This is a genomic window from Archaeoglobus veneficus SNP6 (assembly GCF_000194625.1).
Lineage (GTDB): Archaea > Halobacteriota > Archaeoglobi > Archaeoglobales > Archaeoglobaceae > Archaeoglobus_C > Archaeoglobus_C veneficus.
Window position 1 is genome coordinate 1,419,289 of record NC_015320.1, and the last position, 13,047, is coordinate 1,432,335.

The 13,047-nt window shown below is 46.2% G+C and carries 19 protein-coding genes and 1 tRNA gene; 17 read left to right on the top strand and 3 right to left on the bottom strand.

Translation table 11 applies throughout. From position 1 onward, the window contains the following. The first annotated feature begins 75 nt into the window (after window positions 1–75). Window positions 76–978: an IS481 family transposase gene (locus ARCVE_RS07845; protein WP_013683952.1), complete on the top strand. Its 903-nt coding sequence runs from the start codon at window positions 76–78 to the stop codon at window positions 976–978. Window positions 979–1,033: 55 nt separating this feature from the next. Here the strand turns inward: ARCVE_RS07845 and ARCVE_RS07850 are convergent, their stop codons facing one another. Continuing rightward, entirely contained in the window at window positions 1,034–1,669 is a 636-nt protein-coding gene (locus ARCVE_RS07850) for an RAD55 family ATPase (protein ID WP_052302978.1), read from the bottom strand. Next, window positions 1,666–2,358 (bottom strand): RAD55 family ATPase, encoded by a 693-nt coding sequence (locus ARCVE_RS07855; RefSeq protein WP_013684240.1) that lies wholly within the window; start codon window positions 2,356–2,358, stop codon window positions 1,666–1,668. The genes ARCVE_RS07850 and ARCVE_RS07855 overlap by 4 nt, the downstream gene beginning before the upstream one ends. A 168-nt stretch (window positions 2,359–2,526) precedes the next feature. On the opposite strand from ARCVE_RS07855, the gene ARCVE_RS07860 reads away from it, so the two are divergent. Genes ARCVE_RS07860 through ARCVE_RS07880 form a run of 5 tightly spaced genes read left to right on the top strand, consistent with a single transcriptional unit; the run spans window position 2,527 to window position 6,168 of the window. Beyond that, window positions 2,527–3,039, top strand: a complete 513-nt coding sequence (locus tag ARCVE_RS07860; protein WP_013684241.1) for a tRNA (cytidine(56)-2'-O)-methyltransferase — start codon at window positions 2,527–2,529, stop codon at window positions 3,037–3,039. Window positions 3,040–3,088: 49 nt separating this feature from the next. Beyond that, entirely contained in the window at window positions 3,089–3,973 is an 885-nt protein-coding gene (gene ilvE / locus ARCVE_RS07865; protein WP_013684242.1) for a branched-chain-amino-acid transaminase, read from the top strand. Between the two features lie 8 nt (window positions 3,974–3,981). Beyond that, complete coding sequence (locus ARCVE_RS07870) at window positions 3,982–4,491, top strand: ACT domain-containing protein (protein WP_013684243.1); 510 nt, start codon at window positions 3,982–3,984, stop codon at window positions 4,489–4,491. After that, window positions 4,488–5,480 carry a homoserine dehydrogenase gene (locus ARCVE_RS07875; protein WP_013684244.1) on the top strand — a complete coding sequence of 331 codons (993 nt, stop codon included), beginning with the start codon at window positions 4,488–4,490 and terminating at the stop codon, window positions 5,478–5,480. Before ARCVE_RS07870 ends, ARCVE_RS07875 begins: the two co-directional genes overlap by 4 nt. Next, a complete protein-coding gene (locus tag ARCVE_RS07880) occupies window positions 5,464–6,168 on the top strand; it encodes an A24 family peptidase C-terminal domain-containing protein (RefSeq protein WP_013684245.1) in 705 nt (234 codons plus the stop codon). The genes ARCVE_RS07875 and ARCVE_RS07880 overlap by 17 nt, the downstream gene beginning before the upstream one ends. Before the next feature lie 6 nt (window positions 6,169–6,174). On the opposite strand, the gene ARCVE_RS10845 is transcribed toward ARCVE_RS07880, so the two are convergent. After that, complete coding sequence (locus ARCVE_RS10845; protein ID WP_013684246.1) at window positions 6,175–7,539, bottom strand: tetratricopeptide repeat protein; 1,365 nt, start codon at window positions 7,537–7,539, stop codon at window positions 6,175–6,177. A 286-nt stretch (window positions 7,540–7,825) separates the two neighbouring features. Here ARCVE_RS10845 and ARCVE_RS07890 point away from each other — a divergent pair, with 286 nt between their 5' ends. The 11 genes from ARCVE_RS07890 (at window position 7,826) to eif1A (ending at window position 13,033) form a co-directional block, all read left to right on the top strand. Beyond that, window positions 7,826–8,182 carry a 50S ribosomal protein L18e gene (locus ARCVE_RS07890; RefSeq protein WP_013684247.1) on the top strand — a complete coding sequence of 119 codons (357 nt, stop codon included), beginning with the start codon at window positions 7,826–7,828 and terminating at the stop codon, window positions 8,180–8,182. A 6-nt stretch (window positions 8,183–8,188) separates the two neighbouring features. Then, complete coding sequence (gene rplM / locus ARCVE_RS07895; protein ID WP_013684248.1) at window positions 8,189–8,668, top strand: 50S ribosomal protein L13; 480 nt, start codon at window positions 8,189–8,191, stop codon at window positions 8,666–8,668. Beyond that, a complete protein-coding gene (locus tag ARCVE_RS07900) occupies window positions 8,665–9,063 on the top strand; it encodes a 30S ribosomal protein S9 (RefSeq protein ID WP_013684249.1) in 399 nt (132 codons plus the stop codon). The genes rplM and ARCVE_RS07900 overlap by 4 nt, the downstream gene beginning before the upstream one ends. 7 nt (window positions 9,064–9,070) lie before the next feature. Further along, window positions 9,071–9,271, top strand: coding sequence for a DNA-directed RNA polymerase subunit N (locus ARCVE_RS11125; protein ID WP_013684250.1), 201 nt, complete (start codon window positions 9,071–9,073; stop codon window positions 9,269–9,271). Continuing rightward, window positions 9,257–9,330: transfer RNA gene (locus tag ARCVE_RS07910), tRNA-Pro, on the top strand. Before ARCVE_RS11125 ends, ARCVE_RS07910 begins: the two co-directional genes overlap by 15 nt. 16 nt (window positions 9,331–9,346) lie before the next feature. After that, complete coding sequence (locus ARCVE_RS07915) at window positions 9,347–9,589, top strand: DNA-directed RNA polymerase subunit K (RefSeq protein WP_013684251.1); 243 nt, start codon at window positions 9,347–9,349, stop codon at window positions 9,587–9,589. An 11-nt stretch (window positions 9,590–9,600) separates the two neighbouring features. Next, window positions 9,601–10,812 carry a phosphopyruvate hydratase gene (gene eno / locus ARCVE_RS07920; RefSeq protein WP_013684252.1) on the top strand — a complete coding sequence of 404 codons (1,212 nt, stop codon included), beginning with the start codon at window positions 9,601–9,603 and terminating at the stop codon, window positions 10,810–10,812. Continuing rightward, the gene (gene rpsB, locus ARCVE_RS07925; protein ID WP_013684253.1) at window positions 10,809–11,426 is read left to right on the top strand and encodes a 30S ribosomal protein S2; all 618 of its coding nucleotides are present in this window, start codon (window positions 10,809–10,811) and stop codon (window positions 11,424–11,426) included. Before eno ends, rpsB begins: the two co-directional genes overlap by 4 nt. 74 nt (window positions 11,427–11,500) lie before the next feature. Beyond that, the gene (locus ARCVE_RS11375; RefSeq protein ID WP_156786040.1) at window positions 11,501–11,662 is read left to right on the top strand and encodes a hypothetical protein; all 162 of its coding nucleotides are present in this window, start codon (window positions 11,501–11,503) and stop codon (window positions 11,660–11,662) included. 45 nt (window positions 11,663–11,707) lie between these two features. Continuing rightward, on the top strand, window positions 11,708–12,697 hold the full coding sequence (locus ARCVE_RS07930) for a tyrosine--tRNA ligase (protein WP_013684254.1): 990 nt from the start codon (window positions 11,708–11,710) through the stop codon (window positions 12,695–12,697). 48 nt (window positions 12,698–12,745) lie between these two features. Continuing rightward, a complete protein-coding gene (gene eif1A / locus ARCVE_RS07935; RefSeq protein ID WP_013684255.1) occupies window positions 12,746–13,033 on the top strand; it encodes a translation initiation factor eIF-1A in 288 nt (95 codons plus the stop codon). Window positions 13,034–13,047 lie beyond the last annotated feature (14 nt).

The window sequence follows — 13,047 nt, forward strand, 5'->3', positions numbered from 1 at the left end:
TTAAAATATTTTTTGATTACGTTTTCATACTCTGTAGTATCCCAAAATTATTTCACAACCCTAAACCCAACTCTTGTGAGAAAACTAACGAACAAAAAGATCAGGTGGATAATCAGACAACTTGACAGAGGAACTCCAGTGAAGGAAATAGCTGCTGTGATGAGAGTAACACCAAGAAGAATCTACCAGATTAAAAAACAATACGAGGAAACAGGAGAAATTCCAGAACTGAGACAATCGGGAAGAAAACCCAAACAGATAGACAAAGAGATAGAACAAATAATCCTGCAAACCTACAACAAATACAGACTCAGCCCAGTTCCACTGGAAAAGCTGATAGAAAGAGATTATGGAATTCACATTCCGCACAACACCATATACAAAGTTTTACTCAAACACGGTTTGGTGGAGGAGAACATGAACAAGAAGAAGAGGAGGAAATGGGTTAGATACGAGAGAAAACACTCCATGTCCTTATGGCAGGGAGACTGGAAAATGCTTGGAGAGAAGTGGATAATAGCCTTTATGGATGATGCTTCTCGCTTCATAACCTGCTACGGTGTTTTTGATTCCGCTACAACTGAGAACACAATCAGAGTTCTGAGAAAGGGATTCGCTGAATATGGCATTCCAGATGAGATTCTTACTGATCACGGAACCCAATTTGTTGCTGCAAAAAGCAGAGAGAAGGCTAGGCACAAGTTTAAAGAATTCTTGAAGGAGAATGGAATAAGGCACATTCTGGCGAGGGTAAACCACCCTCAAACCAATGGAAAGATAGAGAGGTTCTTTGGTTTGATGGAGCAGAAAATTGGTCTTTTTGAATCGCTGGATGAGTTTGTTTACTGGTATAATTACGTGAAGCCTCACATGAGCCTGAATTTTGATGAACTGGAGATTCCTTATCAGGCGTTTCTGAGAAAGTTGCCCGCTGAAAGGGTGTTTGAGTTTAGCGGGAGGTGGTTGATTGAGGAGTGAAATTATTTCGGGATACCACATACGTTTTCATACTCTCGAAACTCTATATACTCCGTTATAGTATCCTTTCACCTATCTCAATACCCCCGTTGGTAAGCTTGAGCTCATAGTAGTCAGTAGGAGGGGCAATGGGATTCTTCTTCACCCTTATGCCTCTTCTTATGTTGAAGCCCTCTATGATCTCCTCTATTTCTATAACCACATCAGATGATTCCTCAAACATTGCTCTCGTTTTCATATCGCTGAGGGCTTTATCGAGGGTGAATATGGCCGTGGAGTTCCTGCTCCGGATGTGGTTACACAGATCTGTGCAGAAGGCAAACACTTTATCAGGTTTATGCAGAACAAGGAGTGACGAAAGGAGAAAGAATACTACAAGCTCCGCATTTCTTCTTCTTATTGAGTCACCTATGGTGTACAGTTCTTCGAGGCTTATGTCCCCATTTTCGGGAGCAATCATCTCATAACTTCCGCTACCATCACCCACAAAACGAATCATATCCCTCATTCTTCTCTTTCCCAGCAGAATCAGGACTTTCCTGCCGTTTCTGAGGGCGTTAACAATGAACCCGAGGACTACCTCCTCACCGAGCCCACCGACAGTTTCCACAAGGACTGTTCTTCCTTCCTCTACTCCTCCACCAAGTAGCCTGTCGAGAGCAGTACCGGAGGAGAACATGGCAACCCTCACTCAAAGATGTTCTCCTCACTGAATACTTTTATTCCTTCCGATGTTATGCGGTACGGTCTGATGGACTCATCAAAGGCGGTACCCCTCATCTTTCTTATTCTAATTCCTCTAATCAGCCTGCCTCTTATCTCGTACTCAACGTACTCTATAACTCCGCTCACCAGGAAATCCTCCGGAGAAACCCCGGTTTTTTCAGAAGTCAGCAGCGCCGTAACCTTGTGAACCTTGAAGATATTGAAGAGAGACATCATGTCCCTCCTGTACTCAACCTCGCTTTTTGAGGCGAGCTCGAGTATGGTTATGGGGTCTACGACGATTCTTGTGGGTTTCAGTTCCTCGATTTTTGCCTCCAGTGCAGCTTTGAAACCGGGAATATCAAGTTCGAGATTTCTAAAAAACGAGTTTCCGAAAAGAGTTTCTCCTGAAGGTGAAGCGTCGAACATGTGTATGTTATCGAAACTATCAATATCAACCCCCACGTTTTTCATGTCCTCCTTTACCTCATTTATGGGCTCTTCAAGGGTAACATATATGCAGTTCTCGCCCCTTTTTGCGCCCTCCACAAGAAACAGCATCGAAAGTATTGTCTTTCCGCTACCCGGCCCTCCCTTTACGAGGTATGTTCTACCGGGAATAAGTCCACCGTTAAGCATCTCATCGAGGCCCTCGACACCCGTTGATGCACGCATCGTTGAAAGATCACAACTTCAAAATATAAATATCTTTGGCTTTAATCTGGATATATTTTAAAGCTGTAGAAAATTTAAACTCAGTTTTATTTTTTGTCGATTTCATAATAAGATACTGGCATCGACATACTCATCAACTCTATATATCCACCGGCCCGTAGCCATTCTATGCCCGAAATTTACGTTCTCCGCCTTGGACATAGAAGTGAGAGAGACAAGAGAATTTCCACCCACGTTGCGCTTACAGCAAGGGCATTCGGGGCGAAAGGAATTTACTTCGACACCTACGACAGGAAGGTGTTCGAGAGCGTAAGAGATGTTGTCAGGCGCTGGGGTGGAGAGTTCTTCGTAGAAGAGTGCAACTGGAAAAAGCTTTTGAAGGAATTTGATGGTCTGAAGGTCCACCTCACAATGTACGGCGTTCCATTACCCGAAAAAATCGACGATATAAAAAAAGTGGAAAAAGTGCTCGCTATAGTGGGTGCAGAGAAGGTCCCACCCGAAGTTTACGAGCTTGCAGATATGAACGTGTCTATAGGGACGCAGCCCCACAGCGAGGTTGCAGCCCTCGCAGTCTTCCTGCGTGATGTGCTGGATGGGAAAGTCTTCAGCCTCCAGTTTCCCGACGCAAAAATACGAGTAATCCCCTCGGAGAGGGGAAAACAGGTGGAGGAGCGCTGAGCAGGATTTAACCGATACGTTTTTATAGACTGTTTTCCACGCTAATCCGATGTCCAGCGACGATTTGCTTGTTTATATTAACGGTGAGTTTGTGCCGGAAAGCGAGGCGAAGGTCAGCGTTTTTGACCATGGCTTTCTCTACGGCGACGGAGTCTTTGAGGGCATCAGGGCTTATAACGGCAGAGTTTTCAAGCTTAAGGAACACATTGATCGTCTTTACGACTGTGCAAAGGTGATAGACCTCCAGATTCCCGTTACGAAGGAAGAGTTCATGGACATAATCCTTGAAACTTTGAGGAGAAACAATTTGAGAGACGCGTACATAAGGCCAATCGTAACGAGAGGTGTTGGTGACCTCGGCCTCGATCCAAGAAAATGCAGCAGGCCGATGATCATCGTGATAACGAAGCCGTGGGGCAAGCTCTATGGAGACCTGTACGAAAAGGGTTTGAAGGCTGTAACTGTTACCGTCAGGAGGAATGCAATCGACTCGCTCCCGCCAAACATCAAGTCTCTGAATTACCTCAACAACATCCTTGCGAAGATCGAAGCCAATGCTAAGGGTGGTGATGAGGCAATTTTCCTCGATCACAACGGCTACATCTCCGAAGGCAGCGGAGATAACGTGTTCATCGTCAAAAATGGAGCAGTTTACACTCCCCCAACCCTCAACAACCTGAAGGGAATAACGAGGGCCGTGGCAATAGAGATAATTCAGAAGCTTGGAATACCGTTCAAGGAGACGAACCTCGGTCTGTTTGACCTTTATTCTGCGGACGAGATATTCGTTACGGGAACGGCTGCTGAGATAGCACCAATAACCGTAATCGATGGCAGAACTGTAGGCGATGGAAAGCCCGGAGAGATAACGAAAAGGCTTATGGATGAGTTCAGAAAACTGACAGAAACAGAAGGAGTTCCGATTTACGAGTGAGCTGGGATATGGCGATAATATCTATTGTCGTCGAACTCAAGGATCAGCCAGGACAGTTGCTGAAGGTCATAGAGCCCATTTCAAAGCTTGGTGGCAATATCCTCAGCATAATCCACCAGAGGGACAAACGCACTCCCCTCGGCAGAATTCCGGTTGAGGTGTCTCTCCAGATAGATGAGAAGAAAGTCGAAGAACTCATCGAGTCAATCAAGGGACACGGTATCATAGTAAGAAGCTACAACGAGGTAAGACTTCTTGCAACAACATCCATTCTGCTCGTAGGTCACATAATCCATACCGATTTGGGCGACACCATTAACAGCATCGACAAAACTGGTTACGCGGAAGTTGTAGAGATGCATATATCCATGCCCCACTTGAATGAACCATCAACGGCAATGGTCACGATTTCTGCAACCGGAAAAGAGAAACTCAGAGAAGCGATAAATCTGCTGAGAGAAGTGTGCAATAAGAAGAACATCTTGATGATAGAGCCCCTGAACGAGGAATCGACATGATAAGGATAGCTATTTTCGGCTTTGGGGCAGTTGGGCAGGGTGTTGCTGAAATACTGATGAACAGAGAGAGAATCGAGAGGTGGATTGGAGAATACAGAGTTGTGGCTGTAGCGGACTCGAAGGGTTCAATCTGCGATGAAAACGGAATTAGCCTGAAGGAGGCGCTTGAAGCGAAGAAGAAAGGAAGTCTACCACCCGGCATGAGCGTGATGGACATAATAGACAGCATCGACTTCGACGTAGCTATCGAGGCAACGCCAACGAACATAGAAACGGGAGAACCGGGGCTGAGTTATATCAAAGCCTGCCTCAACAAGGGCTGCCACGTCGTCACGTCGAACAAAGGCCCCCTCGTTGTCGCCTACAAAGAGCTTGCAGAGCTTGCAGAACGCAAAGGAGTCAGACTGATGTTCGAAGCTACAGTCGGCGGAGCGATGCCCCTCATAAAACTCGCAAAGAGAGACATCGCTGGCAACGAGATTCTCTCTATAAAAGGTATTCTGAACGGCACATGCAACTACATTCTCTCAAGGATGGAGCAGGAGAGACTCAGCTACCACCAGATTCTCAGCGAGGCGCAGGAGCTTAAAATTGCCGAAGCAAACGCCAGCTACGATGTCGAAGGCATAGACTCTGCAGCGAAACTCGTAATTCTCGCAAATGCAGTGATGGGTATGGATGTGAGCTTCAACGATGTCGAAGTCGTTGGAATAACGAGCATAACTCCCGAGGCGTTCGAAATAGCCATGGAAAAAGGCTATACCATAAGGCTGATTGCTGAGGCAAGTAGAGACGGATTGAGGGTTTCCCCAAGACTCCTCCCACTCCACCACCCTCTTGCGGTCAGAGGGACTCTCAACGCCGTGCTGATTCAAACCGACCTCGCAAGAGAGATCTTTGTCATAGGCAGAGGGGCTGGCAAAATAGAGACCGCGAGCGCAATAATTTCAGACTTAATCGACATATACAGCCATGATAGCTCTAATTAAGATAGCAGTGGCTCTTGTCTTTCTCCTGGAAGCCTGTAAGATGGATTTAAAGGAGAGGAGGGTTCCAAACCGCCTCTGGAAACTTATGCTCCTTGTTTTCCTGCCCCTCGACATAATTGAATACTACCTGCAGCCATTCAGCCTTACATTTGCCCTGTTCCAGTTTGCATTCGTTGCGGCGTTCTGTTATGCGCTCTACTATCTCGGGCTCTACGGTGGAGCGGACGCGAAGGCAATCATGTGTTTAGCCATTGCTTTTCCAGCGTATCCATCTTTCTTCGTTTTTCCCCTGCTGAACGAGGGGCTGGGGATGCTCGCCTTCACGACGCTTGCGAATTCTGTACTCGCCGCTCCCTTTCTCGTAGCAGTTCTCCTGGTTAGAAACGCTTTATCGGGAAACCTTGAGTTTCCTTACTGCCTTATAGGTTACAAGGTTGACGCGAGGGCTGTTCCAAGGTTTCACAACCTGCTGGAGTATGTTGAAGGTGGAGAGGTCAAGAGGAGGCTGAGGAGCATCGAACCAACAGAGGAGATGCTGGACAAGCTGAGAAAGGCAGCGGATAAAGGAATAGTTAAGAAGGTATGGGTAACACCCGGTCTCCCATTCCTTTGCTTCATAACGGTAGGGTTCGTTATTGCTGTCTTGGTGGGTGACCTCATGGTGTGGTTGTTTTCCTGCTGGTTTTGATTCTAATTACTCGCCTCTGAGTAGAGATATAAGCGATAATAGTTTTTCCCTTGCCTCCTCATCTTCTATCTTTTCTATAGCTGGCATCATCGGCGAGAAGTCCCAACGCCTTACTTTGAAACCGTTGAGCTCTTTAGCAAGCTCTATCATTTCTTTATCAGCTTTGTCGAGTTCACCTTTGAAAATATAGGCAGAGATTATAAGAAATCTTGAAATAATTCTTTCTTCGATGCTGTTTGCTTTTTTAAAAGCCATCTCCGCCAAAACTAAAGCATCATTTAATTTATCTAAAATTATAAAAATTTCTGAAAGATTCATTATAGCTTCCATATATTCTGGATCGATCTCTAAAGCTTTGTTATAACATTTAATCGCATCTCTGTATTTCCCAAGCCTGCATAGCGCATTACCTTTGTTGTTCCAAGCATTCACAAATTTTGGATTTATCTTCAAGGCTTTAGTAAAACATTCAATTGCTTCATAGTATTTTCCGAATTTATACAATACAGCACCTTTTCCATTCCACGCGTCAGCATAAGTAGGATCAACAGCTAAAGCCCAGTTGCACAGAGTCATGGCCTTCTCATACTCTCCTTTCCTGTAGTAGTACACTGCCCGCAGATAGGCTAATTCTACGTCATCAGGAAAACCAAGAGCTCTCTCACTACCTTCGACTTCTTTAATAATACTCCTTACATGTTCTTCTATATGACTAGGGATTTCATTTTTCTTTTCAGCTGTATCAAACCCACTGTCCTTTAGTAGCTCTTCAAGTCTATTTATCTTCTTTTCATAATCTCTTTTAATTTCTTCTTTGAATTTTTCAAGCTCCTTTGCTAAAGCAGGATTTATTCTCCTAGCTACTTCTCCCACCACATCGATAGGGGTTCGCTCTTCTTCAATCTCGGGGCGGTTTTTGATAAGCTGTGCGAGTACATCTTCAATGTCTATAAACTCCTCGTATGGAACTACTCTCATCCATATTATATCAGAGGGAAGCAAGTCCTTGATTTTCTTTTCTTCACTCTTTTTCACCAAGACAAAAACGGGTTTCCCTAAACCAATCATCATTCCAAACTCAATTAGCACGTTTGGATTCAGGTCGCTTATATCTACTATTCCATAAGCTGATGACTGAATCATTCTACAGATATCGCAAAACCATGAAGGGTGTTTTGGATCATTATCCCCAACGATTAAGCAATTCTCGCTGTAGTCTTTCCCAAGTGCGTTTTTTATAGCATTCCGTACGGCCTTTTCCCTCCTTCCCCTATCAGAATCAAAGGGTTCCGCTAAGAAAAATACGTCTCTCTTGACTCTTACAGACTTATTGCACTTTCCACCAACCACTGGACAGTATATTTCTAACATTATATACCAAAAAACTACATAAATTTTAAAGTCTTTCGATATTTAGATTTTAGAAAAAGTATTTGTAAGACGAATGCGTAGAAGCTATGTTTAAGACATTTAATACCATAACGAAAGTATCTTCAGTAGTTAAATTATCCCACAGCCGTTCAAATAACCATGCCGAATGGATTGCGTCTAGATGCTTCAGTGAAAAACATTGCTGAGCAAAAAGCTTTTTATTACGACATCTCACGGGGGCAGTTATCTTTAAATACATATCCATGCTTTCGTTGGAGGGATAGTTATGAGCAGGCTCAGGAAATTGCAGAGGCGAAAGTCGAACCCGAATCTCGTAAAGCTGATCGATGAGTTGCTTGCAAAGGATAAACGGGTGTGGAAAGACCTGGCGGAGCGGCTGGCGAAGCCGAGGAGGAGGTACGCCGAAGTGAACCTGTCGAAGCTCGAGAAGTACGTATCAGACGACGAGATTGCACTCGTACCCGGGAAGGTCCTCGGAAGTGGAGAAGTTACAAAGCCCATCAAGGTTGCAGCCCTCGGCTTCTCTGCCGTGGCCAAGAGGAAGATTGAGGAGGCGGGCGGAGTTTGCATGAGCATAAGCGAGGCAATGCAGGCTGAAGGAAAGTTCAGAATAATCGGGTGATGAGGCATGTCGGTAAACGTTTCACGCATTCTCAAACTGCTCGGCGATGATTATACTGTAATTGATGCCAGCGGCCACGTCTTGGGCAGACTCTCGAGTGTAATCGCGAAGAGGTTGCTTAACGGAGAGAAGATCGTCGTTGTGAATGCAGAGAAGGCTGTAATAACCGGAGACAGACACATGGTATTTTCGAGATATAAGGAGAAGTATGACAGGGGCAGCAAGGAGAAAGGCCCATACTTCCCGCGCCACCCGGAGAGAATATTCAAGAGAACCGTAAGAGGCATGCTGCCGTGGAAGAGCAGGAGGGGGAGAGAAGCGTTCAGACAGCTTAAGGTGTTCATGGGTGTGCCCAAAGAGCTCGAAGGAAAGCAGTTTGAAGTAGTGGAACAGGCTCTGCTTGAGAAAGTTTCAAAAACAGACAAGTACGTCACACTTGGAGAGGTTAGCAAATATCTCGGTTACAGAGTAGAGGTGGAAGCATGAAGATCGTGCTCACGAGCGGAAAAAGGAAGACTGCTGTTGCAAGAGCGACTGTGAGGGATGGTAAAGGAAGGGTCAGAATAAACAAGATTCCTGTCGAGATAATCCAGCCCGAAATGGCCAGGATGATCTTGATGGAGCCCCTGATAATGGCGAAGGAGCTTGCAAACAAGGTCGACATCGACGTCGTAGTGAACGGCGGAGGCTTCATGGCTCAGGCCGAAGCTGCAAGAACCGCCATCGCAAGGGGGCTCGTGGAGTGGAGTGGAGATGAGGAGCTGAGGAAGGTTTACCTCGAGTACGACCGCTCCCTGCTCGTAAACGACACAAGGAGAAAGGAGCCAAAGAAACAGGGAGGCAGAGGAGCAAGAAAGAGGAGGCAGACCTCCTACAGGTGATTTATTTATGTTTCCCGTTCGCTGCTTTACGTGTGGGGCTGTCATAGCTCACAAGTGGGAGGAGTACTCCAAAAAGCTCGAAGAGGGCAAGTCTCCGAAGGATGCCCTCGACGAGCTCGGCATAAACAGATACTGCTGCAGGAGAATGTTTCTGACGTACAAGTCCGTGATAAAGGAGTTTGCCCGCTTCCACGGGGCCGTGGGGTAGCCTGGTGATCCTGCGGCGTTCGGGACGCCGTGACCCGAGTTCAAATCTCGGCGGCCCCACTTATTCCCGGAGGTGATGATTACGGTTTCGAAAGCCAGTAGGAAGACCTTTCCCTTTGAATATACACGCTTTGAAAAAGCCCGTATCATCGGAGCGAGGGCTTTGCAGATAGCTATGGGTGCTCCAGTCCTTATTGAGACAGACAGAACCGACCCTCTCGAGATAGCGAGAGAGGAGTTCGAGAAGGGCATAATTCCCATCACCGTCAGAAGAAGAAGAAACAGTTTTGTATGGCTTGAGCGCAATGATTTATTCTGAGGTGAAATTGAATGATAATTGAAGACGTAAGATATAGAATCGTTTTTGACAGCAGAGGAAACGAGACAGTCGAATGTGAGATTGAAGCTGGTGAAGTTATCGGAAGAGCAATTGCTCCGAGTGGCGCCTCAACTGGAAGTGAAGAGGCTATCGTAGCTGACCCGTACAAAATCGACGAAATAGAGGAGAAAATCTCCAAAGGTATTGTTGGAATGAGTGTCTTCGATCAATTCAGCGTTGATGAGGCTTTGAGAGAAATCGATGGAACTGAAAATTTCTCCAGCATTGGTGGCAACTTCGCAATTTCCGCAAGCTTAGCTACGGCCAAGGCTGCAGCCGAAATACTTGGCGTGCCGCTCTACGCATACGTTGGAGGGCTTGTGAACGAGATTCCATATCCTCTCGGCAATGTTATTGGTGGAGGAGCTCATGCTGAAGATTCGACAAACATTCAGGAGTTTCTCGTTATCCCAGTTGGTGCAAGCGACTTCTTTGAAGCGCAGCGAACGAATGCGATGATTCACAAGGCAATAAAGCAGGAGTTCAAGAAGAGGGGCATATTCGCAGCAAAAGGCGACGAGGGTGCATGGGCAGCCCAGATCAGCGATGAACAGGCCTTCGAGATACTCGAGGCTGCCATCGCGAAAGTCGAGGATGAGATGGATGTAGAGGTAAGGATTGGACTTGACGTTGCTGCCACCGAATTATGGAACGGGGAGCGCTACGTTTACAAGGATAAAAAGCTGAGCACGGAGGAGCAGATTACATACATAGCCGAGCTAATCGACAAACACAACCTGCTATACGTCGAAGACCCGCTGCACGAGAACGACTTCGAGGGTTTTGCCGAACTTACAAAGCAGGTCAAGTGCATGGTATGTGGAGATGACATCTTCGTAACTAATCCGAGAAGAATAAAGAAGGGCATTGAAATCGGGGCGGCAAACACCGTTCTGATAAAGCCGAATCAGGTGGGTACGCTGAGCGACACGATAAAAGCCGTAAAGCTGAGCAAGGATAACGGCTATGAGATTGTTGTATCCCACAGGAGCGGTGAAACGGAAGACGAAACCATTGCACATCTAAGCGTTGCCTTCAACGCAACATTAATAAAGACGGGAGTTGTTGGCGGGGAAAGACTTGCCAAGCTCAACGAGCTTGTGAGGATTGAGGAGTATATGGACTCCCCAACAATGGTAAAGATCAGGAGGCTGTCAGGATGATTAGGGAAGAAGGGAAAGCGCAGGAGGAAGTTTACGAGTATTTGATATCACCGGATGAATACCTCGCAGCGGGAGTGCACATAGGGACGCAGGTGAAAACGGGCGACATGAGGAAGTTCATCTACAAGGTAAGACCAGACGGGCTCTACGTCCTTGACATAAGACAACTCGACGAGCGCATAAAGATTGCAGGAAAGTTCCTATCTAGATTTGAGCCAGCAAAGATTCTTGTTGTTGCAGCAAGACAGTATGGCCAAAAGCCTGCAAAGATGTTCGCTAAAGTGGTTGGAGCAGACTGCATAGTTGGCAGGTTCGTACCGGGTACGCTTACAAACCCGATGCTCAGGGAATACAGAGAACCTGATGTAGTCATCGTAACAGACCCGGCGATAGACAGCCAGGCAGTGCAGGAAGCGACAGACATTGGAATACCTGTCGTAGCGTTGTGCGACTCTAACAATTCGGCAGCAAACGTCGATTTAGTCATTCCAACGAACAACAAAGGTAGAAAGGCCCTCGCTCTCGTTTACTGGCTGCTTGCGAGAGAGATTCTGAGGAACAGAGGAATATCGGAGTTCCCGTACGCAGTCGAAGACTTCGAGGCGGAGCTGTAACCGCCTGTTATCAAATTTTTCATCATCACAATCATTAGATAATCCTTAAATACTATTTTGCAAAACGCCCCCATATGACAGTCGAGGCGCGATTAGTGGAAAATGCTGAGTCCATTTTCTGCCCGCGCTGCAGAAATCCATTCCTTGCTATCAGGCTTGTAAATTCAAACTCAAAAGCTATCGAACTTGAATTCGAATGTCCAGAATGCAAAACAGTGTACAGGATGAAACTTTAGTGTGGACAGGATAAAATTTAATAGTCATCCGGCTTAGCTGCCGGTATGGATATTGACTCAAGGGTAGCGCTGGTTACGAGGAATGCTGTAGAGATTGTCACAGAAGACGAACTGAGGACTCTTCTTGAAACGAATGAAAAGCCAAGAGCATACGTGGGTTACGAGCCAAGTGGTGAGATACACCTTGGCCATCTGATGACTGTAAACAAGCTTATAGACCTTCAGAATGCTGGTTTTGATGTTGTTGTCCTCTTAGCAGATGTTCACGCCTACCTTAACGAGAAGGGTGATTTTGAGGAAATTGAGAGGATTGCCGAGTACAACAAGCAGGCGTTTATAGCTCTTGGACTTGAGGAGAACAAAACAGAATTTGTTCTTGGCAGTTCGTACCAGCTCAGCAGGGATTACGTTCTTGATGTCCTCAAGATGGCGAGAATCACCACACTAAACAGAGCAAGACGAAGCATGGATGAGGTCAGCAGGAGGAAGGAAGACCCCATGGTTTCTCAGATGGTATACCCCCTCATGCAGGCTTTAGACATAGCGCACCTGAAAATAGACCTCGCTGTTGGAGGAATGGATCAGAGAAAAATCCACATGCTCGCGAGAGAGAACCTGCCTCGCCTCGGCTATCTATCACCTGTCTGTCTTCACACACCAATACTTCTCGGCCTGGATGGCCAGAAGATGAGCTCTTCGAAGGGAAACTATATCTCGGTCAGAGACAGCGAAGAGGAAGTTGAAAAGAAGTTGAGAAAGGCCTACTGTCCCGCTGGACAGGTTGAGGATAACCCCATCATTCAGATAATGCAGTACCACATCTTCCCTCGCTTTGAAAAGGTAGTTGTGGAGAGAGACGAGAAGTATGGGGGAGATATCGAATACAATAGCTTCGACGAGCTCGTATCCGACTTCGCATCAAAGAAACTGCATCCAGCAGACCTGAAAAAAGCTGCAGCAAAATATTTAAACAAATTACTCGAAGCATCAAGGAGAAAACTTGCTGAGTTTCAGGCTGGTTGCAGTTGCGAGTAACAGGTTGACTGGTGAGAGATTGTACAATAATTATAGAGAGGTGATTATCTGACCGATGAGGTAATAAGGGTCAGGCTCCCTGACAGGAATAAAGGAGAAATGTTCGCTGTTGTAGAGTCCATGATGGGGGCAGGCCACATAAAGGTGAAGTGTGAAGATGGCAAAGAGCGGCTTGCGCGCATACCTGGCAAGATGCGCAAGAAGATATGGATAAGAGAAGGCGACATTGTAATAATCGTGCCCTGGTCGTTCCAGGACGAAAGAGCCGACGTGATCTGGAGATACACAAATCCGCAGGTTGAGTGGCTGGAGAGAAAGGGTCTTCTCAAGTTCTGAATCTAATTTTCTAA